The organism is Endozoicomonas atrinae (genome assembly GCF_001647025.1).
Lineage (GTDB): Bacteria > Pseudomonadota > Gammaproteobacteria > Pseudomonadales > Endozoicomonadaceae > Endozoicomonas > Endozoicomonas atrinae.
The window spans coordinates 1-251 of the sequence record NZ_LUKQ02000905.1; the positions used below are offsets into that span (position 1 = coordinate 1).

Genomic DNA, 251 nt, shown 5'->3' on the forward strand with positions numbered 1-251 from the left:
ACCGGGTACCTGGGCTCCTTTACCCCGACGGTCAGCAACAACACCACCAGTGACGGCACCGGCCAGGTAGACTGGACCTTCACGGTGCCCGATGCCGATATTGATGACCTGGCCGCGGGTCAGGTGCTGACCCAGACCTATACCGTCACGGTTAACGATGGCAACGGCGGTACCGTGGATCAGCAGGTGACGGTGACCATCACCGGCACCAATGATGTACCGACCATTACTGCGGCCACCGATGTCACTGG

Annotated in this window: 1 protein-coding gene; it reads left to right on the top strand. The window is 61.0% G+C overall.

Annotated features, from left to right (window positions below):
• Nucleotides 1–251 (top strand): VCBS domain-containing protein (locus AK963_RS31680; RefSeq protein WP_139117862.1); only part of this gene is annotated, 251 nt, incomplete at both ends.